Genomic DNA, 25489 nt, shown 5'->3' on the forward strand with positions numbered 1-25489 from the left:
TAAACTACATCGCTTCTTTTTTCTGTCCGATAACAGATCGTTCTAAAATCTCTGTCACATCAAGAGTTTGAACTTTCTCTTCTACCTCTTTCGCTTTCGTTCCATCACTGATCATCGTTAAGCAATATGGACAACCTGTACCGATAATGGATGGCTGTACAGCTAATGCTTGTTCTGTACGAGCAACGTTAATACGAGAACCTGTTGTTTCTTCCATCCACATTAAGCCACCACCTGCGCCACAGCACATTCCAGTTTCACGGTTACGTGCCATTTCTACAAGATTCACTCCAGGAATCGCTTTCAAAATATCACGTGGCGCTTCGTACACTTCGTTGTATCTTCCTAAATAACAGGAATCATGGTACGTAACTGTTTCTTCAATAGCGTGAACAGGCTTTAAGCGTCCTTCTTTCACCCACTGAGCTAACAATTCTGTATGATGATAGACTTCTGCTTGCAAGCCAAAGTCCGGATACTCATTTTTAAATGTGTTATAAGCATGAGGATCAATCGTAACGATTTTCTTCACTCCTGCCTTTTCAAATTCTTCGATATTCTTTGTCGCCATCTCTTGGAATACAAATTCATTTCCAAGGCGGCGTGGTGTATCTCCAGAATTCTTTTCTTTATTACCGAGAATTGCGAATGAAATGCCTGCTTCGTTCATTAACTTCGCGAACGATATCGCAATCTTCTGACTACGATTGTCGTATGATCCCATTGAACCAACCCAGAATAAATACTCGAATTCCTCCCCAGCTTTTGATTTTTCTTTTACAGTTGGAACTGTTACTTCGTCATCACCTTGGCGCCATGTTTCACGCTCTTTACGGTTCAGACCCCACGGATTCCCTTGACGCTCGATATTTGTCATCGCGCGTTGTGCTTCCGCGTCCATTTTTCCTTCTGTTAAAACGAGATATCGACGTAAATCAATAATTTTGTCAACATGCTCATTCATAACTGGACATTGATCTTCACAGTTACGACACGTTGTACATGCCCAAATCTCTTCTTCTGTAATAACATCTCCGATTAAACTCGGATCGTAAGCGAGAGTTGTAGCCGCTGATTCTTGTTGTCCTTTTCCAGCCGCCATCATCGCTAACTGATTTCCTTGTGTATTATTGAAGGCAACTACTGGAACCCACGGTGCTTTTGATGTTACCGCAGCTCCTTTATCAGTTAAATGATCACGAAGTTTTAAAATTAAGTCCATCGGCGATAACATTTTTCCTGTTCCTGTTGCCGGACACATATTTGTACAACGACCACACTCTACACAAGCGTATAAGTCAATAAGTTGATTTTGTCTAAAGTCTTCAATTTTACCAACACCAAATGTTTCTTGCGTTTCATCTTCAAAATCAATCTTTTCAAGCTTCCCTGGATTTGAAAGACGACCGAAGAATACATTAGCTGGTCCCGCAATTAAATGCGCATGTTTTGATTGTGGAACATAGACTAAAAACGTTAACAAAATTAGTAAATGCACCCACCAAGAAAAATAGAACACTGAAATGGCTACGGTTTCATTTATCCCGCTAAAAACGTAAGCGATTGCAGAAGCGATTGGTTCACTCCATGAAAGCTCCTCGCCATGCCATATAAGTCCCATACCGTTACCAAGTAGCACAGAAATCATTAAGCCACCGATAAAGATAAGAACAAGACCTGATTTGAAGTTACGTTTTAAACGAACAAGCTTTTCTACATAACGTCTATGAAAAGCCCAAAATACTGCAATTAAAATAACAAGTGTGACAATTTCCTGGAAGAATGTAAATGCAGGGTATAGTGGTCCAAGTGGAAGATGTGATCCTGGTGCGAGTCCTTTCCAAACGAAGTCAATTGCTCCAAATTGGACAAGAATAAATCCGTAAAAGAACATAACGTGAATGATGCCGCTTTTCTTATCTTTCAGCAGCTTTTTCTGACCGAAAACATTGACCTTAAGGAGATCCCAACGCTCTTTAAAACGACGGTCAAATTCAATTTTTTTTCCTAATTGTATGTAGGCCATTCTCGTCCGTATAAGATATACAAACAAATATCCTGCATAAGCAATAACAGCAATGGCAGCCAGCCAATTAATGATCAGTAAGCTATTCATTTTTATGCTACCCCTCTCTTTGTAAGCCCTCTTTCTTTTTTGAATCTTCAAAAATATATAATTTTCTGAATTATATCCCCTATCCCCATTATATAATGAGTGAGCATTCAGTCAACAGTTTTTTGTTATAGAACAACACATTTTTTCATAAAGCTGTTTATTTCGGTGAAACTATAAAGTGAAACTTTAATCAGTAGGGGTGGTTCATCCCCCACTGATTATTAGTTGAACCAATCGGGCTTTTACGGGCAGTTGATTTCCAAACTAACTTCTGCTTATTCATCAATTTTTGAAGTAGGAAGCTTACTGCCCGTTAAAGCGGGGTAAAGTGAAACTTTAATCAGTGCAACATACTATCATCTGATGAAATTTATAATAACAGCCGTGCTACCCGTATCATTTGTAACACACTGAAGGTGAAAAGAATGCGAAGGAGGGAATTCACTGATGCTCTACTTATCTCTTTTGTTAATATCCGTTGCTCTTTGGATTACAATTGATCTTTCATACGGAAGATTTCTTCATTTAAAACGGGTAAGCTCTCGCACTTTCCCTTTACGTCAAAGTGATTTTCACCTTTATACATACGGGAAAGATTTGTATGACGCTTTATTTACTGATATAAAACAAGCACAGCACCACATTCATATTTTATTCTTCATTGTAAAAAACGATAAAATCAGTCGTGAATTTTTAAAGTTGCTGATTGATAAGGCTCAGGAAGGAATTGAAGTACGACTTTTACTTGATCGATTTGGCAGCCATTCTTTATCAAACGAAGCTATTCACTCCCTCCGAAAACATGGTGTATCTTTTTCATTTTGTCATAAGGTAAAATTTCCTCTGCTTTTCTTTTCTGCCAATCAAAGAAACCATAGAAAAATTACAGTGATTGATGGGAAAACTGGCTATATCGGGGGATTTAATATCGGCGAAGAGTATCTGGGGCATAATGAATATTTAGGATTATGGCGAGACTATCATTTACGTCTTACAGGAGAAGGGGTTCAAGATTTACAAAAGCAATTTTTGCATGACTGGTTTGATGATACGAAACAGGATTTATTGGATGCTTCTCTTTATTTTCCAAAACAAAACCCAGGTACCATACTGCATCAATTTATTCCGACTGATGGTGCTTATTTACAGCATACTTTTTTACATTTAATTAACGGAGCAAAAAAAGAAATCTGTATCGGTACACCATATTTCATTCCTGGAAAAAAAATTATGAATGCCTTATTAAAAGCAAGAGAAAGAGGGGTTCAAATCACAATTCTTGTTCCAGAAAAAGCTGATCACCCTCTCGTTCGAGAAGCAAAATTCCCGTACTGCCGAAAATTAATACAGGCTGGTTGCAATATTTATGCATTTCAACAAGGTTTTTTTCACGCCAAAATTATTATAGTGGATGATGATATTTGTGATATCGGAACAGCAAATTTTGATATGAGAAGTTTATATATTAACCATGAAATAAACTGCCTGTTATATAGTAAACATTTCGTTCAAACAGTAAAAAATAAATTCCATGAAGACCTAAAGAATGCATCCATACTTTCCTATAGCGATGTAAACCCAACTTCTCTTATCGATAGAGGAAAGGAATGGATTGGAACAATGCTTGCTTTCCTTTTATAGGAAAGACAATGAATAAAAGAGGTGTATCTTATATGATTATGCGGTTTGGATATGTCTCACATGCAATGGCACTCTGGGACTGTTCTCCTGCCAAAACAATGACGTTTACAAGCTTTAAGAAACTCAGCAAGCAAGAGCGAGAAGACAAACTGTACCATGTTATAAAGCAAAATTTAGAGCACACAATACGTATCCTACATTACAATATAGCGCATGAAATCCCACTATATCGCCTATCGTCTTCAATCGTCCCACTTGCAACACATCCCGAAGTCGAGTTTGACTATATTGGGGTATTCACACCACTTTGGCGTAAAATAGGAGCTTTAATTAAAGAACACAATTTACGAATAAGTTTTCATCCAAATCAATTTACGCTATTTACAAGCGACAAGCCACATATTACTACTAACGCTATTACGGATATGACTTATCATTATAAAGTATTAGATGCTATAGGCATTGCAGATTCCTCTTACATTAATATTCATGTAGGTGGAGCCTATGGAAATAAAGAAAAGGCAATTGAGCGCTTCCATGAAAACATAAAAAAACTTCCTGCACATATAAAAAAACAAATGACTCTTGAAAACGATGATAAAACATATACAACTTCTGAAACTTTATCAATTTGCCAAAAAGAAAATATCCCATTTGTATTTGATTATCATCATCATATGGCCAATCTTTGCGAGGAACCACTAGAAGAGTTGCTTCCTGCAATTTTTGAAACTTGGTCACATACAAATATCTCTCCCAAAGTTCACATTTCCTCTCCGAGATCGGAAAAAGAATTTAGGGCTCATGCTGAATATATCGATTTAGATTTTATCAAGCCCTTCTTACACGTTGCAAAAAAAAACAATCATAATTTCGATATTATGATTGAAAGTAAACAAAAAGACTTAGCACTATTCCAATTAATAAATGAACTTTCTGCTATAAGAGGAATTAAAAGAATAAGTGGTGCAAAGTTACAGTGGTAAATTGTAACTTTGCACCATTTTTTCAAAAAAGTAATTTTTATAGTAAAAAACATCCTATTTTATATGCTATTATTTAAATTAGCATTCCCCCGAGATTCAACTTTATTGAAACGGAGTCATAATATGATTAGTCAAAAAAAGTATGTACAATTTGTCATAATATACATATCTATATTCGCTCTTTGGATACTCTTTATTCCAAATGAGTCACATATAAAGGAAATTGGGATTCTTTTCTTATTCTGTTTCGCTGCACTTTTTTCTTGCCACTGTTTATATAAAGCTATTAAGAAAATGAAACGCAGTGATAAACTATTTTGGATTTTATTACTATGTACTTGCCTATGTGGATTAATTATGGAGATAACCCTATTTCTTAGTTCACTTTCCATACATGATCAATCTATATTTTCATATAAAGCATTGCCTTTTTTTATCATACAATATATTTTGCTCTTTGTTGGATTTGCTATAAAGTTTATAAAGAATTACTCTATTAAGGGGCTTTCGCAATTTTCATTCGATAGCATCTTTATTATTATTATGAACATTTATTTCACCTTAACTTTTATCTTAGATCTTTCAAGTTTCCGCATGTTAACAAAGGATACTTGGATTTTAATTGGGTATTTCATTGCACAATCAATAGTAATTTACGCCGTTATTAGCCTATATAGAAGAGAACAATATTCTTCTAGTAGAATCGCATTAATTATCGGCTTCACTATTATACTCATATACGGTTATATTCATCTGTTTCAATTGAACTTTGGGATGAAAACTTCTGCTGAAATTAATTATTTAATACACACTGCTTCTATTTTATTAATTGGACTTTCTTCCATACTATATATTTTAGATAAACCAATGCAGCATGAAACGAAAACAAAATATTATCGATTCGATTATGTACGTTTTATACTACCTTATTTTAGTATAATTATTACTTTTTCTTTTATTATCATTCAACCTTGGGATGATAAGTTCATGTTAATCGGTCTCGTATTATCACTTATTTTGTTATTCTTGCGGCAACTTTACATGTGGAAAGATAATCAAGCACTAATCCATACATATGAACAGTTGACTACACAACTAGAGGATGAAGTTGAAGAAGGTGCATTTGCATTATCAAAAAGTGAACAACGTTATAAATCTTTATTCGAAGATCATCCCGATGCCGTTTTCTCTTTAAATATGAATGGCATTTTTCAACACTCTAATAAGGCATGCGAAAGCTTATTTACTGCCTATTATTGCGAAGTGGCAAGCTATTCTCTGGTACACTTCATTGATTCAAAAGACCACGAACTACTAAAGAAGGCTTTACAAATTACAAAGGAAGGTAGGCCACAAACGTTAGAAGTTCGTACAAAAGAACAAGAAGGCTATTATTATTATCTCCATATTACACTTATCCCTACTTTTATAAACAAAGAAGTGGTCGGAATGTTTGGGATAGCGCGTGATATTACCACTTTATATGAAAAACAAAAACAAGTAGAACATTTAGCCTTTCACGATGCACTTACTGGATTACCAAATCGCCGAAAGTTCGAAAAAGATTTAAAAGCCATTTTAAATACAGCCCAAACTAACGCAAATGATGTCGCCGTCATATTCCTTGATTTAGATCGATTTAAAAAAATTAACGATAGACTTGGTCATGACGTCGGAGATTTATTATTAATTGAAGTAGCAAAAAGATTACGCGGTTGCTTGCGTTCAAAAGATGTCGTCGCTCGCCAAGGTGGAGATGAATTTACCATTCTATTACCAGAAATGTACTCAGAAAAAAGTGCAATTTTTATAGCTGAACAGATTTTAACTATTTTAAACAAACCATTCTTCATTCAAGGCGAAGAACTCTCTATTACACCAAGTATCGGAATTGCGATGTATCCTGATTACGGAACTGATGTAAATGAGTTAATGAAAAATGCTGATATGGCTATGTACCGTGCGAAGGCAAATGGAAAAAACAGATTTGTTTTCTTCTCAAAAGAAATGAGTATCGCTCAAAATGAAATTCAATTCTTAGAAGGTGAACTTTCAAAAGCATTACAACAAAATGAATTTTTCCTTGAATACCAGCCACAAGTAAGCACAAAAACAAAACAAATTATCGGTTTTGAAGCATTAATACGTTGGAAGCATCCAAAACTCGGCATCGTATCTCCAGCCCAATTTATCCCTCTAGCAGAGGAAACTGGTTTTATTATTGAACTTGGTAATTGGATTTTACGTACTGCCTGTTTAGAGGCAAAAAGATGGCATAATCAAGGTTTTTCTCACTTAAAAGTTGGTGTGAATTTATCTGTTGTTCAATTTAACCATGCAGATTTAATCTCAACTATTTCAAAGGTGTTGGAAGAAACAGAACTGAAACCAGAAGCACTAGATATTGAAATTACGGAAAGCATCGCAATTAATCAAAATCAATCTGTAGTTGCAAAACTAGAACAGCTTCAAAATCTCGGCATTCAAATTTCAATCGATGACTTTGGAACTGGTTATAGTTCTTTAGCTTATTTAACAAAATATCCAATTAACACATTAAAAATTGCTCGAGAATTTATTTGTGGAATTACAACTAGCCCTTTAGAAGAAGCAATTGTCTCTTCCATTATTACACTATCAAAAGAACTAAATTTAGAAGTGATTGCAGAAGGTGTAGAAACGGAAGAAGAATGGGAATTTTTACATAGACAAAATTGTGATCACATTCAAGGATTCTTTATTAGCAAACCTGTTTCTAGTAAAGACGTTTGGATGTTACTCCATAAAAAAACAACCGTCTAAGTAAGACGGTTGTTTTTTAATATTCATAAGGTATCTCTCCAGCTAATTGTACCTCTTGATCACTGTGAGAAATTATTTGACTTTTCTCTAATGCTGTATCTCCTAATGAAATACCCCATGCCATTGCTAACGTTAATATACTACCAATAAGTAGTTTCTTCATATTCCATCACCCGCATTTTTATTTAAATATATCATGAAAATTTATCCATATATTATGCAATTATGCATATTTGTTTTTTAGGTCCTTTTTATTTCTTAATTTTTTTTATAAGTGATTCTTTTAATGTATGGTTTCCTAATATATCAAAAAAGAAGCACGCTTTTTCGTAAGCATCTTCAATTTCCGCTCTATCACACCCTAGCTTTGCTAGGCATTGACCTTTTCGAAAGTATAACTGTCCAATTAATGTCATACTATTAATTTGACAAGATAGTTCAATAGCTTTATTTGCGTGACAAAGCGCTTCTTCGTATTGATTATCTGAGAATAATGCTTTTGCATGATTATGTCTCACCTTCACATCAAATTCTTTATTATCATGCAATGACTCTAATTGTTTTAATATATTTTCAAATAAATCAATAGCCTTCTTCAAATAGCCATTTTCAGCATAAATGTTTGCAATTGCGTTTTCAATATAAAGACTCTGATATACATCTATTCCCGCCAATTGTTGATTGAGCAATTTCTTTAATTCTAAAATACAATATTCGTAATCGATTTTTTTCAATATGTAAGCAGCTACATAATATTGCCATTGAAGAAATTGCTGAAGCTCGGGGTGATATTCTTCCTTTTTCAACTCATTCCATACTCTATTATAAATTTCTTTATATTTCTTTTGCTTACAAAGCATAATAATTTGATCTTTTAACTGCTTATTCCTCTCAATATCAGAATAAATGAGTACCTCATAAAAATGAATAATGGGAACTTGTAATTTTGCTGCGATACCTTGCAATATATCCATACTTGGGTATACCGCGCCCGATTCAATTCTACTCACTTCCGATTGATGACATATGTTCTCGGATAACTGTTTTTGTGTTAATCCTCTCATCGTCCTAATTTTCTTAATTTCATTTCCTAATTTTTCTGCGTGCATATTTACTCACCATCCCATTATAACAATCTAATTTTTTGAGTTGTCATACCACTACAATAATGTGAATTCGACAATTTTTGATATGAAATAATGCATAATATATATATAATTCGGCAAATTTTTCATACAATTCATCTCACATACAATAATAGATTAGGAGTGTTATAGATGAATTATAGAAAACTTGCTAGTGCTTTCGTTGCATTCGGTCTTCTTTGCCCTTTATCAACAGAAGCTATTCATGCTCAAGAATTAGACAAAAGTGCAGTCAAAGTTGAAATCGCTCAGCCTGGTTTAACAATCGGGAAATTAACACAACCTCAAAATGATACGAAAGAAAATATTGCTAAAAAGTATTTAAAAGGTGAGGTAAACGGGGCTAAAGCTCAACAAGAACAAGTCACTACTGAAAAAAATGTAGATTTCCAACCTACAAATAAAGAAACCAAAGAAAATCAAACCGAAGTTCGCCTTGCACAAACATATAAAAACTATAAAGTATATGGCCAAGATCTCATTGTAAAAGTAGATAAAAATGGAGTGATCACAACTGTTAGTGGTAAAGTTGTTCAAAATTTAAATCAACAACCTAATCTTACTATAACAAATTTTTTGTCGAAAAATGAAGTAAAATCTAAATTACGCGATATAGTTCAAATTCCAAGTGATGCAGCTGAGACGGAATTCTCTAGCGAAACCGTTGTTTATAAGAAAAAAGATGGCTATTATACATTCGCAACTGTTATTACATTTACTTATGAAAACAATGAACAGATTATAAACGGCAATGCTATCGTTGATCTAAAAACTGGCGAAGTACTTTTCCAAGAAAAATTCATTAAAAACAAAGAGAATAAGACTATAAATCAAGTAACATCACCTAGATTATCCCCTGCAAGTGAGCAAGGAACTGGGAAAAATGCACTTCAAGAAAACATCTCTTTCAATATTGCCAAAGGAACTGATGGAAAATTTTATTTAGCCGATTTATCACGCGGAAATGGTATTTATATTTATAATGCAAACTACGCCGATTCCCTCGGGGGATATAGTCAAGCTGGTTATCCAGGGACACTAATTTCAAGTAGCACTCCTAATTTTGCAGATAAAGAAGCCGCGGGCGCCATGAAGAACATGAGTGATATTTATGATTACTTTAAGAAAGAACATAATCTAAAAAGTTACGACAATAAAGATTCAAAAGTTGTTGCTAGTGTACACGGTTTTGATTCTACTGAAGTTAGTGATGGTGTAAAAGAAGACTATGTAAATGCGTTTTGGCATCCTGCTTGGAACCAAATGGTATTTGGTGATGGTTTAGACGGAAAACTAACATCAGCTCTTGATGTAACAGCTCATGAATTTGGACATGCTGTATTCAGTGGCACGACGAAAAATAAAGTCGTGAGATATCCAAGCGCTGAAACATCTGCACTAAACGAGGGATTAGCGGATTTCTGGGGTACACAAATCGAATATTACGTAAAGAAAGATAAGGGAAACTGGATTATGGGCGATACATTAGGCGGCCTAACAATTCGTGATATCCCAAGGGAAATTGGTGACGGCGGCCATAAACTATATACAAATTTACAAGATTTCTATAACGATGGTAATAATCAAGAATCACACGTGAATTCTGGTATTATTAGTCACGTATTATATCAATTAGCTGAAGGTAAAACATATAACGGTGTTGCTGTTCAAAAACAAGGTAATGAAAAAGTAAGTAAAGTTGTTATGCGTGCATTGCAAAATTACGCAACTTCCGCTGAAGACTTTGAATCACTTCAATCTCACATCGTACAAGCTGCAAAAGATCTATATGGCACTGCCGTATCAAATGAATTTGCAAAGGCATTTGAAGCACATGGTTACAAGTCATTACAAAAAGTAAATCAAGTAATAGAAGTAAAATAAGTATAAAAAGAAGGTCACCTCTCATAGGTAACCTTCTTTTTATATCCAACCCTTTTCTTCCGCAATTGTAATTGCCTCAATTCTATTTTTCGCATCGAGCTTCGTTAATACTTCAGAAATATAATTACGTACTGTACCCGGTGAAAGATAAAGTGCCTTCGCAATTTCGTTTGCCGTCTTTCCTTCTTTCGCAAGCAACAATACTTCCTTTTCGCGATCTGACAACGGATTTTGCTCCTGCCATAGGCCGAACATTAAATCTTGGGAGACCTCTCGTTTCCCCTTCATTACATTACGAATTGCTGCTGCTAAATCTTCACTTGGGCTATCCTTTAACAAATAGCCGTGCACACCAGCTTTCATTGCTCTTTCAAAATATCCCGGCCGTGCAAATGTTGTTAAAATCATTACTTTACATAATGATTTTTCTTTTTTTAACGCTTCAGCAACATCTAATCCACTTTGAATCGGCATTTCAATATCCATAATACTTATATCCGGTTTTAACGATTCAATTAATTTTAGCGCCTCTTCCCCGTTTGCCGCTTGCCCAATTACTTCGATATCATCTTCTAGATCAAGTAGGGCCCCTAATGCACCACGAAGCATCCGTTGATCTTCTGCAATAATAATTCGAATCATGCCCTCACCTCATCTTTTCCTGTTCTAATTACAACTGGAACTTTTACTGTTAACAACGTCCCTGGATTGATTGTACCTAGTTCAACAAATCCATCAATAAGAGCAATTCGTTCTTTCATGCCGCGGATACCATTTCCATCATGATTTTGATCTGTTAAACCGATTCCGTTATCTTTTACTTTCAAAATCAGCTCACCTTGCGATTCTAATACAGAAACTGTGCACCGCGTTGCCTTGCTATGTTTTACAACATTCGTAACAGCCTCACGTAAACACATCCCGACAATATTTTGTTCAATTGGTGATAACGAACTCGAGCTGGCTTCTTGCCTCACTTCTAATTCAATATTAGCTGCTTGTAAGATCGCTTTTATTTGCTCTAGCTCTTCTTCTACCGTAATCATACGCATATCAGAAATTAATTCTCTCAGCTGTTTTAAGGCTGTACGAGACGTTTGTGTAATTTCCTTCGCTTCCGCACTTGCACGCTCTGGATTTTTCACAATTAACTTCTCTACAAGCTGGCTTTTCAAAGTAATAAGAGATAACGTATGCCCTAATGTGTCATGAAGATCTCTTGCAATCCGCTGCCGTTCTTCACGTTTTACTAAGTCTTTAATTTGCTCGTTTGCTTCATTCAGTTGGTTCTTCAACATCTTTTTCTGATTAAAATTACGCATACCAAATGGCGTAAGAAGCATTAAAATAAACATCGGAACAATATTTACTAAACTTGTAGTTGTTAGTTGATTCATATTTACAAATAAAAATGCTCCAAGCATGATAACTAACGAACATAACAGCACTCGAAATACTTTCTTATTTGGCGCAAATCCCATCGCACTTGCTGTGAAAAAGCCAAAGAATATCATAAAAGGATTATAAAATAAAGCAAATAAAAAGATGAGTACCATTTGAATACACGCCCAAAAAACAAACGTCCTCTGAACAAAATAAAGCTGACGGTATGTGACGATAAAAATTATCAACATACCGCTTCCTATTACAAGCTTCCATCCTGATGCCTGCGCTAAGTGATAAATTGGAAATAATAGATAAACAAACCACATATACGGGAAGAATCCCATATGTTTCGGAAAAATCTCAATCCTCTTCTTCTCTATCATTTATACCGCTTCCTGTCTTTTTCTTATATATATTGATACTACAACAAATATAAGGAAATAACTTCCTAATACCGCGATATTTTCCCATCCAATTGATTTTCCAGCTACAATATCCCACGCACCACTTCCGAAATGGTATGTCGGTGTCCATTCACCAATCGTTCTTAATATTTTTGGGAATACTTCAATCGGCATCCATAACCCGCCAACTATAGCTAAACTCATATTTAAAATATTTGCTAAGCCAGCAGCTGCGTCCGCCTTCTTAATGGAACCTATTACTGTTCCTAATGCTAAAAATGGTGTTACCCCTAACAATAACCATAATCCCGCACCAATCCATTGCCCTACCGTTAACTCAACATGATTAATTAGTATCCCTGCAATAAAGATAACTAATATTGAAAAAGCATTTACTACTGTTTGTGCAATAATTTTAGCAGTTATATACGCACCCTCTGGAAGTGGTGTAATTTTCAAAAGATGTGTCCATCCTTGTCCTCTTTCCTGAGAAAGTCTCACACCGAAACTAAAGAGTGCAGTCCCTACAATACTGAAAGTTGCCATCGAAATTAAATAGTGTGCTTTCCACGCATCTCCGTTTTGTGGTACTTGAACAACATTTGTAAAAATGTAGTAAAACATAACAGGCATTAATAATGAGAAAAAGATAAATAATTTATTGCGGAATGTACGTAAAATTTCTATTTTGCATTGCATCCATAATGCTCTCATGCGATTTCCTCCTTCTGATTTGCGACAAACTGTTCAAATGCTTCATCAAGGCTTCCACGTTCAACTGAAACATCTATTACAGGTAAATTCCTTTGATAAATGGCTTTTAAAGTTGCATCCGTATCCTCCGTTGTTAAAATGAATCGTCCTTCGCTTGACTTTACTTCTGTTACATTTGGTAATTCCTTTAATAATTTTGTAGGAATGCTTTCCTTCGAGTAAAATGTGATTGTTTTTCTCGAAATCGTTGCTTTCATTTCGTCTGGTGTACCATCTGCGATAATCTTTCCGTTCGCAAATAATAAGATACGATTTGCTAAAGCATCTGCTTCTTCTAAATAATGCGTCGTTAAAATAATCGTTTTCCCTTCACTTGCTAACTTTCGAATCGTTTCCCAAAACGTTCTTCGAGACGTAATATCCATTCCTACTGTCGGCTCATCTAAAAATAACAAATCCGGATTTCCCGCAAGTGCAAGCGCAAAATTCAACCTTCTTTTTTGCCCACCTGATAATTTCTCACATCTTTGCTTTCGCTCTGATTCTAAATTTGATAACTGCAGTAACGTTTCTTTCGCTATAGGATTCGTATAATAACTACGGAATAACTCGATTGCCTCTTCCACCGTAATACTATCAATGACACTTACTTCTTGTAGCATCGCACCGAGGCTATTACGAACATCTCTATGCTTTGGACTCTTTCCAAATATAGAGACCTTACCTTCCGTTGGGTCCTTTAATCCAAGCATCATTGACATCGTCGTTGTTTTACCCGCACCATTCGGTCCAAGCAATGCTACGATTTCTCCTTTATTTACATGAAATGAAACGTTATTTACTGCGTTTTTATGTTTAAATGTTTTAGAAACACCATTTACTTCAATAATCTTTTCCATCTCTCCACCCCCGCTGTTTCTTATATTTACATTGTATTACTTGGAAAACTTAGGAAACAGTATGATGCGTCATGACATCGATATGACAATTGTCATGTATTCTTTATGAGAGGAATCAAGTTGCATACCGCAAGCGAGTAGCAGGACGAAAATAAACATGATACAATCGGTTAAGATATATATTCGAGGAAGGACAGTGGTTTTCATGATTATTCGTAATGAACAAGATTTAGAAGGCTTACGAAAAATCGGCCGCATCGTTGCGCTTGCACGTGAAGAAATGAAAAAACAAGCGAAGCCAGGTATGACAACGAAAGAGCTTGATTTGATCGGTAAAAAAGTATTAGATGAGCATGGTGCTATTTCTGCACCTGAAAAAGAATATGATTTTCCAGGTGTAACTTGCATTAGCGTAAATGAAGAAGTTGCTCATGGTATTCCAGGAGATCGTGTATTAAAAGAAGGCGACTTAGTAAACGTCGATGTATCTGCTGCACTTGATGGCTATTATGCAGATACAGGTATTTCATTTGTACTTGGAGAAGACGAAGCAAAAGAAAAGCTTTGCCAAGCAGCGGTTGATGCATTTTGGGCAGCAATGAAAAAGGTTAGAGCTGGCTCAAAACAAAATCAAATTGGTCGTGCTGTTTCAAACTTCGCACATAAAAGTGGGTACAATGTTATTCAAAACTTAACTGGTCACGGCATTGGTCTTAGCTTACATGAAGCACCAAATCACATTTTAAGCTACTATGATCCAATGGATAATGCACTTCTAAAAGACGGTCTTGTTATCGCTGTAGAACCGTTCATCTCTATGAAAGCTGATCATATTATTGAACGTGGTGACGACGGCTGGACATTCGTTACACCTGATAAAAGTCTTGTTGCACAATGTGAACATACCGTTGTCGTAACGCGCGGCGAACCAATAATTTTAACAGAAATCTAATACCAAAAACGGCTGTTTTGTAGATTTATTCCACATAAAACAGCCGTTTTTATTTTTGGGAAAATATGTGAACTACTGTTGAACTCTTTATCATTTAAGTATATAATCTTTAGCGGAGGTTACTTAAGCTTATCTTTACTAAAAAGATATTGTAACTAAGGAGTAAAACACCTTCTTTCTTATTGTTTAAACAGGCTCAAAAATGACCGTAGTAACGTGTTAGTCGAATATTCTGTAATTCTTATATTCCTCTAACAATGTAAGAAACTATCATCTTTCAACTTCGGTCCACTAATCGCACAACTCTCTTTAGACAAAATAAATGACTATTTTCAAAGTACATATTGTCTTCATTCTGACCAAAACCAACCCTATCTAGCTTTTTATCTCCACATAACTTTAAGGCAAAAATAAGCCTTCACAAAGGGATACACTACATTGGTTAGTATGTATCGTAAAACTTACCTTTATAACCATTCTTTTTTACTAGATATACATGAAAACTATCTCACATATAAAGGTCTGATATCATTCTTTATATCAGTATTTTTTTCGACATTTTTTGTCGAATTGTGTATATTTCCATAGAACTGTTTAAATATACATTTTGTTTTACGTTAAACAATTTTACTTTGAACATAATCCTGTTTGTCTGAGAACGCGTATAGAAACGGAGGGATAGCAAAAATAAATAGCTTATAACAAATACTTTTAATATTCCATTTGTTCATGTGGAATAAGTCCCCAATGGACAAATGAATGTTCAGAGGAGGAAAAATGAAAAAACTTTTCAATGTATGTTTAATTGTATTCGTACTATTTTCGCAACTTGCTAGTTTTCCATACAATCAAGTAAAAGCGGAAACCTTAACAGGAGATTCCTTATTTGACACTGTTGAAATGAAAGATGCAACGAATCATATTATTGACGAAGCAAAAAATCCTAACAATTTAATAAAGATAGGATCAACCATTCAAGTAGAATATGCTTGGTCAATAAAGGATCAACAAGCTGCACACGCAAATGATACAGCAGTAGTTCAAATACCACTTGCATTAAAAGTATCTAAAGATTTGCAAGGGGATTTAGTAACAGATCAAAAAAATATTGGTCAATATTTTATAACAGCTAAAGATAATAAATTAAAATTAATATTTAATAATCAAGTAGAAAATTTGAAAGACGCTAAAGGAAAAATTAAAGTTGATACCGTGTTTAACTCAACTTTAAAAACTGGGGAAAAATCAGTTCAAATCGCTTTTCCTTTAGGAACAATGGTTCAGCCTATATCAGTTCCTGTTCAAGTAGAAAACTCTAAAGAAGATGGCACCAAACAGGATACTAATAAACAAGCGCAAGATCCAGTAGCTAAACCTGTTACTGACAATCCGGAGCAAGATCCAGCAACTAAAACTGTTACTGATAATCCGGAACAAAACCCAGCAACTAAAACTGTTACTGATAATCCGAAACAAAACCCAACAACTAAAACTGTTATCGATAATCCGGAACAAAACCCAGCAGCTAAAACTGCCACTGATAATCCGGAACAAAACCCAGCAGCTAAAACTGCCACTGATAATCCGGAACAAAACCCAGCAGCTAAAATTGCTACTGACAATCCAGAACAAAAGCTAGCAAGCGCCCCTGCTGAGAATACAAATTCAGGTCCAAAGCAAATAACAACAAACATTTTAACCAGTGTAAAGTTGACGGATAAAGACGGAAAACCATTTACAGAGGATAACCGTCCAAGTACAGATTCCCCTGCCAATATTGAGTTTACATGGGAACTTTTAAAATCAATGAATGTGAAAAATGGAGATTACTATATTTTTGATCTTCCTAAACATTTTAAGATTTACAATACAATTAACAGTCCTTTATATGATAGTGAAAACCATCAAATTGGTAATTTCACTGTTACAAAAGATGGAAAAGTCACGATGACATTCAACGATTATGTTGAAGAGCATCCAGATGTTGCTGGTAACCTACAATTAAAGACAGAATTTAATAAAGCTGAAATTAAAGGTACAACAACACAAGAAATTCCTTTCCCGATTAAAGATAAGGATGTTTCTATTACAGTTGATTTTAAGCCTAATGTACAAACAGCTACGAATAAAAAGGGTTTACCTGATAGACCAATTAATACAAATGAAATTAATTGGAAAGTAGAGATGAACAAAACGAAAGACACCCTTAAAAACGCTGTTTTTAAAGATAACATTCCACAAGGTACAAGCTTAAATAAAGATTCTATTAAAGTTTATTATTTAGAAGTTGATGTTAATGGGAATGTAACGCGTGGTGCAGAAGCTGAGCCAACAGATTACAATATTATTTCATCAGATGGCTCAAAATTGGAGATTGCTTTCAAAGACTCTATCAATAAAGCATATCAAATCGAATATGCCACAAAGATTACTGATGAAAATATTAAAAGTTTCCGAAATAACGTTACGATAACGAGTGATAATCAAAAGCAACAAAACGCAAGTTCTACTGTAACGGTTTCTCGTGGTACACACTTAAATAAAACAAGTAAATATGATCCAAAGACGCAAACAATTGAGTGGACAATTACTTACAATGGTGATCAAAGAGAGATCAAAAAAGCAGATGCGATTTTAAAAGATATTTTTGACGATACACACGAACTAGATGCAAATTCTATTGTTGTAAAAAACGCTTCATATAATGAAAAAGGAACGCTTGTAACAGGAGACGCTGTTAATAATTACACTGTAAGTAACAAGAAGAATGGATTCGATTTACAGTTTAATGATGATATTAATAGTGCTTATGTGATTACCTATAAAACCAAGCCAACTAATAAAGTTATAGAAGATGGAAAAGTAAAAAATAAAGTTACAGCTGATAATGATTCAAGTAAAGAAAATGAAGCTAGCTTCAAGCAGCAAAATATTATTAAATCTAATAATAAAGCTGAAACAAATTATAAAGACAAAACAACAACTTGGACAATTATAGTAAATAATAACAACTATCCATTAAGCAACGCGATTATTACGGACACCTTTAATCATGGTGGATTACAATTAAAAGATAAGAAACTAGAAATTAAAGACGGAAATTATACCCTTCAAGCTGGGACTGACTATGTTTTAGATGTAACAGATAAAGGCTTCAAAATTACTCTTATAGGTACGTATCAGTCTAATATGACAAAGACATTAGTCGTAAAATATACGACAGACTTTGATTATACAAAGCTAGAAAGTGGTAAAAATTCATTTAAAAATACAGGTAACCTTTCTTGGATAGATACGGATTCTAATCCACAATCAAATAAAGTTGAAGCTAATTTCGATCCTGATACTTTCACAAAGGCAAATGGTTATAAATACGGTTCTTATAACGCCCAAACGAAGGAAATTACTTGGATAATAGGCTTTAACTATAATAATGTTGAGATTAAAGATCCTTATGTTATAGACGTAATACAAGATAAACAAAAATTAGTGCCTGGATCCATTGAAGTGCGCGATATGATTCTAAATGGAAATCCTGATAATGCACAACCTGGTAATGCTGTACCGACTGAGAAATATGAACTTGAAGAACCTACAGAGAAAAATAAAAACACCCTAAAGGTTCATTTCAAACAATCAATTAATTCACCTTACTATATTATCTTTAAAACAAGCCTTGATGGTGAACTTATCCAAGGCACCTACAAAAACGAGGCAGATTTAAAAGATGGTTCTAAAATCGTAAACACCCTTACAGGTGACACTCAAGTAAATAAAGGTGGCAGCTTCGTTACTAAAAAAGCTGTGCAAGACGACAACTATATTAATTGGAGTATCGCAATTAACGAAAGCCAATCAACCATTGCAGATGCCGTTGTAACAGATGACCCAACCGAAAATCAGGTAATTGTGGAAGATTCATTCCACTTATATCCTACAACTGTTGATCCATATGGAAATTTAACAAAAGATACAGTAAACGAATTAAAAGAAGGAACAGACTATAAACTCAAAATAACAACAGACAATAATACCGGAAAGCAACATTTCGAAATTGCCTTCTTGAAAAAAATTGATCGAGCTTATATTTTAGAATATCGCTCACTTATTAATGCAGACGATAAAGAAAAAGTAAGTAATAAAGCGAAAATCACAGGCAATAAGTTGACAGTTAAAAACACAGAAACTACTGAAACGATTGAAGTGAGAATGTCTTCTGGTTCAGGCGGAGGATCTGCTACTAAAGGCCGTGGAAACCTTGAAATTATAAAGGTAGATAACGACAATAAGAACGCACTATTAGCTGGGGCAGAATTTACTTTATACGATCGTACAGGTAAAACTGTTATCCGTAAAATTACAACAGACAAAGACGGTATCGCTAAATTTAATAATTTAAAACGCGATAAATATTTATTAAAAGAAACAAAGGCTCCTGAAGGCTATGTAATTAGCTGGGATTTAAAACAAGGGAAAATTGTTGAACTTGGTACACAAGAGACTACAACATATAAACTTGCAAATAAGAAGTTTGTCGGTAAAGTAGTTTTAACAAAGTCTGATGACCTGAATAAAAACGTCACACTGCAAGGTGCCGTTTTCACACTACTTGATAAAGACAAAAAAATAATTTCAGAACACGAAAAATTAACAACAAATGATCAAGGACAAATTACTGTAGATAATTTAAAACCAGGAACTTACTACTTACAAGAAACAACTGCTCCTGAGCATTATAAATTAGACAGTACACCTATTCAATTCACAATCAAAGAAGATCAAACAACAGTAATAAACCGAACTGCAACAAACAGTTTGATTCCAGGATCGGCCATTTTAACAAAATTCGATAAAGATGGAAAAACTTTAGCAGGTGCGGAGTTCAGTGTACGCGATCGATATAACAAAGTAATTCGTGGATATGAAAAATTAACGACAAATGATCAAGGACAAATCGAAGCAAAAGATTTACGCCCTGGAGACTATCAATTTGTCGAAGAAAAAGCACCTAAAGATTACGACATAGATAAAAAACCAATTGAGTTTACAATTATAAAAAGTCAAAAGAAAGCAGTTACTGTTACTGCGACGAATCACCTCATTAAAGGTGGTGTCACTTTAACAAAAGTCGATGATGTCGATGGCACTGCCCTTGAAGGTGCTGTATTTAAAATTGTCGATGCGAATGACGAGAAACAAGTAATTCGTGAAAATATAAAAACAGGTTCAGATGGAAAAGTTACTGTTAAAGATCTAGAGCCTGGTGCTTATAAATTTATCGAAACAGAAGCTCCTAAGGATTATACGTTAAGTACAAACCCTATCGAGTTTACAATTGATAAAAGCCAACAAACTCTTGCTACTGTTACGGCAAATAACAGCTTAAAAACCGGCGAAGTTGAATTATTAAAAGTTGATGAGTTTGGTGAGAAAAAACCACTAGAAGGTGCAGTATTCAAACTTGTCGATACAAATAATAATGACGTTTCCCCTCACACTAACTTAACTACTGATAAACACGGTAAAGTTAAAGTTAGTAACCTACGTCCTGGTACGTATAAATTTATTGAAATAGCTGCTCCTGAACATTACGTTTTACGAGCAGAACCTATTGAATTTACAATCGATAGAAGTCAGAAAGAAACTCTACTTGTGAAAGCTGAAAATGCTTTAAAACCAGGAGATGTTGAATTAACAAAAGTTGATGATATCGATGGTACAGCTCTTGAAGGTGCTGTATTTAAAATTGTTGATGCAAATGATGAAAAGAAAGTTATTCGCGAAAATGTAAAAACTGGTGCGGATGGTAAAGCTATCGCTACTGGCTTACGCCCTGGCGATTATAAATTTATCGAAGTAACAGCACCGAAGTATTACGACAAAAATACAAAACCAATTAAATTTACGATTACAGAAAGTCAAACAACTCACGCTTCTGTTACCGCTAAAAACAGCTTAACAAAAGGCGGTATTGAGTTAACAAAAGTGAATGCTGCAGATGAAAAGGAAACACTTGAAGGTGCTGTATTTAAAATCGTTAATAGAGATACTAATGAAGATGTTCGTACGGACCTTGTTACGAATAGTAAAGGAATGCTAGTTGTAGATGACTTACGTCCTGGTAACTATAAGCTTATCGAAACAAAGGCTCCAACTTATTACGATGTAAATGTAGAACCAATTGAATTTACAATCGAAAAAGGACAACAAAAACTCCTTCCACTTACATTTAAAAATAGTTTAACGAAAGGAAAAGTTAAACTTATTAAAGAAGATGATGTGGAAAGTAGTAAAGCTCTTGCCGGCGCTGTATTCACATTGCAAGATGCAACTGGCAAAGAAATTATGAAAGATTTAACAACAGATGATTACGGAGTATTAGTTATTCCTGATTTAGCACCAGGGGATTATCAATTTATCGAAACAAAAGCCCCTGAACATTATAAATTAGACAAAACACCTATTAAGTTCACAATTAAAAAAGGTAGTAAGGAAGATCTTCCTATCCCTGTTACTGTAAAAAATAGTTTACTTACAGGTGGCGTCACTTTAACAAAAGTTGATGATGTTGATGGCACTATTCTTGAAGGTGCAGAATTTATAATCGTTGACGCTCATGATACTAAAAAGGTAATTCGCAAAGGTTTAACGACTGATAAAAACGGTAAAATTTCTGCTTCTGATTTACGTCCTGGAGACTATCAATTTATTGAAGTAAAAGCTCCAAAAGACTATACCTTAAGCAAAGACCCTATTCCGTTCACTATCGAAAAAAGTCAAAAAGAGAATATTACTGTTACTGCTACTAACAGTTTAAAGAAAGGTGCAGTAACATTAACAAAAATTGACGACATCGATCGTACGATGCTTGAAGGTGCAATCTTTAAGATTGTTGATATGAATGGTAAGGAAGTTCATACGAATCTTGTTACTGATAAAAACGGTAAAATTTCTGTTTCTGATTTACGCCCTGGAGACTATCAGTTCATTGAAACAAAAGCTCCTAAGCACTATGTATTAGATGAAACAACGATTCCATTTACAATTGAAAGAAGTCAAACGAAAGAGATCAATGTTACAGGCAAAAATGCTTTGAAAAACGGTAGCGTTGAACTAACAAAGATTGACGATATTGATATAACTACAAAACTTGCTAACGCCGTATTTAATTTATTAGATGCAGACGGAGAGCTAGTTAAAGAAGGCTTAAAAACAAATGATGAAGGTAAAATTGTTGTTGAAAACCTACGTCCTGGTACGTATCAATTCGTTGAAACAATTGCTCCTGAACATTACGATTTAGATAAAAAACCTATCGTATTTACAATTAAAAAGAGCCAAACTGAAACTCTTCATATCACTGCTACAAATGCTTTAACAAAGGGTGCAGCTAAACTTTCTAAAGTAGACGATGTTGATGGCACTGTTCTTAAAGAGGCAGTATTTAAAATTGTTAATATGAACGGTGATGTAGTTCATAAAGACCTTGTTACAAATGAACAAGGAATAATCGAAATTAACGACCTACGTCCTGGTGATTACCAATTTATCGAAACGAAAGCTCCTAAGCATTACGTTTTAGATGAAACACCAATCAAATTCACTATTGAAAAAGGACAGAAGAAAGCTATTTCTTTAACTGCTACAAATAGCTTAAAACAAGGTAGTATCGAATTACTTAAAGTTGATGATTTAAACACTCAAACAAAACTTGCTGATGCGGTATTTAATTTACTGGATCAAGATGGCAAAGTACTTAAAACAGATTTAAAAACAAACAGTGAAGGTAAAATCGTTATCGAAAACTTACGTCCTGGTACGTATCAATTCGTTGAAATAACGGCTCCTGAACACTATGATTTAGACAAAAAACCAATTATATTTACAATTGAAAAAAGCCAAAAAGATATTGCTACCGTTACTATGAAAAATAGTTTAACAAAAGGCGGCGTGGAACTTTCTAAAGTGGATGACGTCGATGGCACTACTCTTGAAGGCGCAGTATTTAAAATTGTGGATATGAATGGTACTGTAATTCGCAAAAATCTTGTTACGAATCAACAAGGTAAAATTAGCGTTTCTGACCTACGTCCTGGTGATTATCAATTCATCGAGACAACGGCTCCGAAACACTACGATTTAAACAAAGAGCCGATTCCATTCACAATTACAAAGAGCCAAGCTGATCCTATCTCCGTTACAGCTACAAATAGCTTAACGAAAGGCGCTGTGGAACTTTCTAAAGTGGATGATGTAGATGGTACTGCTCTTAAAGATGCGGTATTTAAAATTACTGATCTGAATGGTAACGACATTCGTACTGAGCTTACAACAGATGTACATGGAAAAATTTCTGTTTCTGATTTACGTCCTGGGGACTATCAGTTTGTTGAAACGAAAGCTCCTGAACACTATAAATTAGATAGTACACCTATTAAGTTTACAATTAAGAAAAGCCAAAAAGAAAAGCTCCAAGTTACTGCTACAAATAGCTTAACTGAGGGTGCTGTAGAATTAATAAAAGTGGATGATATAAATCCAAATACAAAACTTTCTGATGCAGTGTTTAACATCATCGATGCGAAAGGTAAAATTGTTCGCACTGATTTAACTACTGATAAAGATGGGAAGATTACTGCTACGAACTTACGCCCAGGAGACTATCAATTCATTGAAACGAAAGCTCCTAAGCATTACGATTTAAATAAAACACCTATTAGCTTCACTATCGAAAGAAGTCAACTAACTCACGCTTCTGTTACTGCTAAGAATGGCCTAACAAAAGGTGGCGTGGAATTAACGAAAGTTGACTCTATAGATAAGAAAGAAATGCTAGAAGGTGCGGTATTTAAAATTACTGATCTGAACGGTAACGACATTCGTACGAATTTAGTTACCAATAAAGACGGAAAAATCATCGCTAAAGACTTACAACCAGGAGACTATCAATTTATTGAAACAAAAGCTCCTAAACATTACGACTTAAATGAAGAACCAATTAAGTTCACAATCGAAAGAAGTCAAACAAAGCATGTCTTCGTTACAGCTATTAATAGCTTAACGAAAGGTAGTGTTGAGTTAATTAAAGTTGATGATGCCAAGCAAAACACAACACTTGAAGGTGCAGTATTTAAAATTGTTAATAAGGATGGACACGATGTTCGTACCGATTTAACTACTGATAAAAACGGCCGTTTAGTTGTGGATGAATTACCGCCAGGAGACTATGAGTTTATCGAAACAAAAGCTCCTGAACACTATGACTTAAACAAAACACCTATTAAGTTCACAGTTAAAAAAGGCCAAGAAAAAATCGCCTCTGTTACTGCTACGAATAGCTTAACTAAAGGCGCAGTTGAATTAACTAAAGTTGATGACATCGATGGTACTACTCTTGAAGGAGCAATCTTTAAAATTGTAGATATGGACGGCAAGGATGTTCGTTCTGATTTAACTACTGATAAAGATGGGAAGATTTCTGTTTCTGATTTACGTCCGGGAGATTATCAGTTCATTGAAACGAAAGCTCCTAAGCATTATGACTTAAATCAAAATCCTATCAAGTTTACTATTGAAAAGAGTCAAACTGCTAAAGCTTCTGTTACTGCTACTAACAGCTTAACTAAAGGCGCAGTTGAATTAACTAAAGTCGATGACATCGATGGTACTACTCTTGCAGGGGCTATCTTTAAAATTGTAGATATGAACGGTAAAGATGTTCATTCTGATTTAACTACTGATAAAGATGGGAAGATTTCTGTTTCTGATTTACGTCCAGGAGATTATCAGTTTATTGAAACGAAAGCTCCAACTGGCTATGATTTAAACATTAAACCAATTCCTTTCACAATTACGAAAGGACAATCTCAGGTTACCTCTGTTACAGCTTTAAATAGTTTAACAACAGGTTCAATTGAGTTAACTAAAGTTGATATTGATCACCATGGAACACTTGAAGGTGCCATTTTCAATATTTTAGACCAAGATGGAAAAATCATCCGAGAAGGTTTAAAAACAGACCAACACGGAAAAGTAATCGTAAATAATTTGAAACCTGGTAATTATCAATTAGTAGAAACACAGGCTCCTAAAGGCTATCAATTAGATGCATCACCAATAAACTTTACAATTGATAAAGCCCAAGCTACACCATTACAAATTACAGTTTCAAATAAAAAGATTGAATCTTCGTCAGGTGGAGATGACAAGCCAGTTACTCCTCCAAATAAAGAAGAAAACAAAGGCAATGAAACATCTGAGAAACACAAAAACGGAATTTCCGAAGAAACATCAAATGAAACAGATAACAAACAGCAAGATGATCGAAATACGGATAAATACCTTCCAAATACAGGTCATAAAGAAGACCCTACACAAACAGTAGGTATCGTCCTTCTACTAGCTGGATTATTAAGTATTTTAGCTACAAAACGCAAAAAACATTATTAATAATGTTTTTACATCCAATCAATCTCTCAATTGATTGGATGTTTTTTTATACAAAAAGGACGATACATAAAGTATCGTCCTTTTAACGGGGTGAGGCTGCCCAAAAGTACG

General features: G+C 34.6%; 13 protein-coding genes. 6 read left to right on the top strand and 7 right to left on the bottom strand.

Features of this window, described 5'->3' with window-relative positions:
* Positions 1-4: 4 nt before the first annotated feature.
* Positions 5-2116 (bottom strand): (Fe-S)-binding protein, encoded by a 2112-nt coding sequence (locus ACW0JX_RS26115; protein WP_001086772.1) that lies wholly within the window; start codon positions 2114-2116, stop codon positions 5-7.
* Positions 2117-2563: 447 nt separating this feature from the next.
* On the opposite strand from ACW0JX_RS26115, the gene cls reads away from it, so the two are divergent.
* From cls to ACW0JX_RS26130, 3 genes are all read left to right on the top strand, one after another.
* On the top strand, positions 2564-3757 hold the full coding sequence (cls, locus tag ACW0JX_RS26120) for a cardiolipin synthase (protein ID WP_075717884.1): 1194 nt from the start codon (positions 2564-2566) through the stop codon (positions 3755-3757).
* Between the two features lie 32 nt (positions 3758-3789).
* Positions 3790-4743, top strand: a complete 954-nt coding sequence (uvsE, locus tag ACW0JX_RS26125) for a UV DNA damage repair endonuclease UvsE (RefSeq protein ID WP_141241128.1) — start codon at positions 3790-3792, stop codon at positions 4741-4743.
* Between the two features lie 123 nt (positions 4744-4866).
* Entirely contained in the window at positions 4867-7545 is a 2679-nt protein-coding gene (locus ACW0JX_RS26130) for a DUF4084 domain-containing protein (protein ID WP_459245219.1), read from the top strand.
* A gap of 16 nt (positions 7546-7561) precedes the next feature.
* Here ACW0JX_RS26130 and ACW0JX_RS26135 read toward each other — a convergent pair whose 3' ends face one another.
* Together ACW0JX_RS26135 and ACW0JX_RS26140 are read right to left on the bottom strand one after the other, a co-directional pair.
* Entirely contained in the window at positions 7562-7708 is a 147-nt protein-coding gene (locus ACW0JX_RS26135; RefSeq protein ID WP_000734719.1) for a quorum-sensing peptide PapR, read from the bottom strand.
* 88 nt (positions 7709-7796) lie between these two features.
* Entirely contained in the window at positions 7797-8654 is an 858-nt protein-coding gene (locus tag ACW0JX_RS26140) for a helix-turn-helix domain-containing protein (RefSeq protein WP_053563303.1), read from the bottom strand.
* A 168-nt stretch (positions 8655-8822) separates the two neighbouring features.
* Here ACW0JX_RS26140 and ACW0JX_RS26145 point away from each other — a divergent pair, with 168 nt between their 5' ends.
* Positions 8823-10574: a M4 family metallopeptidase gene (locus ACW0JX_RS26145; RefSeq protein WP_089172035.1), complete on the top strand. Its 1752-nt coding sequence runs from the start codon at positions 8823-8825 to the stop codon at positions 10572-10574.
* 39 nt (positions 10575-10613) lie between these two features.
* Here ACW0JX_RS26145 and ACW0JX_RS26150 read toward each other — a convergent pair whose 3' ends face one another.
* Genes ACW0JX_RS26150 through ACW0JX_RS26165 form a run of 4 tightly spaced genes read right to left on the bottom strand, consistent with a single transcriptional unit; the run spans position 10614 to position 13977 of the window.
* Positions 10614-11216 (bottom strand): response regulator transcription factor, encoded by a 603-nt coding sequence (locus tag ACW0JX_RS26150; protein WP_053563301.1) that lies wholly within the window; start codon positions 11214-11216, stop codon positions 10614-10616.
* Positions 11213-12343, bottom strand: coding sequence for a sensor histidine kinase (locus ACW0JX_RS26155; RefSeq protein ID WP_053563300.1), 1131 nt, complete (start codon positions 12341-12343; stop codon positions 11213-11215). The genes ACW0JX_RS26150 and ACW0JX_RS26155 overlap by 4 nt, the downstream gene beginning before the upstream one ends.
* Positions 12344-13078: an ABC transporter permease gene (locus tag ACW0JX_RS26160; RefSeq protein WP_459245220.1), complete on the bottom strand. Its 735-nt coding sequence runs from the start codon at positions 13076-13078 to the stop codon at positions 12344-12346.
* On the bottom strand, positions 13075-13977 hold the full coding sequence (locus ACW0JX_RS26165; protein WP_459245221.1) for an ABC transporter ATP-binding protein: 903 nt from the start codon (positions 13975-13977) through the stop codon (positions 13075-13077). The genes ACW0JX_RS26160 and ACW0JX_RS26165 overlap by 4 nt, the downstream gene beginning before the upstream one ends.
* A gap of 157 nt (positions 13978-14134) precedes the next feature.
* Here ACW0JX_RS26165 and map point away from each other — a divergent pair, with 157 nt between their 5' ends.
* A complete protein-coding gene (gene map / locus ACW0JX_RS26170) occupies positions 14135-14929 on the top strand; it encodes a type I methionyl aminopeptidase (RefSeq protein ID WP_141240960.1) in 795 nt (264 codons plus the stop codon).
* 777 nt (positions 14930-15706) lie between these two features.
* Entirely contained in the window at positions 15707-25378 is a 9672-nt protein-coding gene (locus ACW0JX_RS26175; RefSeq protein WP_459245222.1) for a SpaA isopeptide-forming pilin-related protein, read from the top strand.
* Positions 25379-25489: the final 111 nt, after the last annotated feature.

The sequence above is a fragment of the Bacillus sp. C-3-6 genome (genome assembly GCF_054509685.1).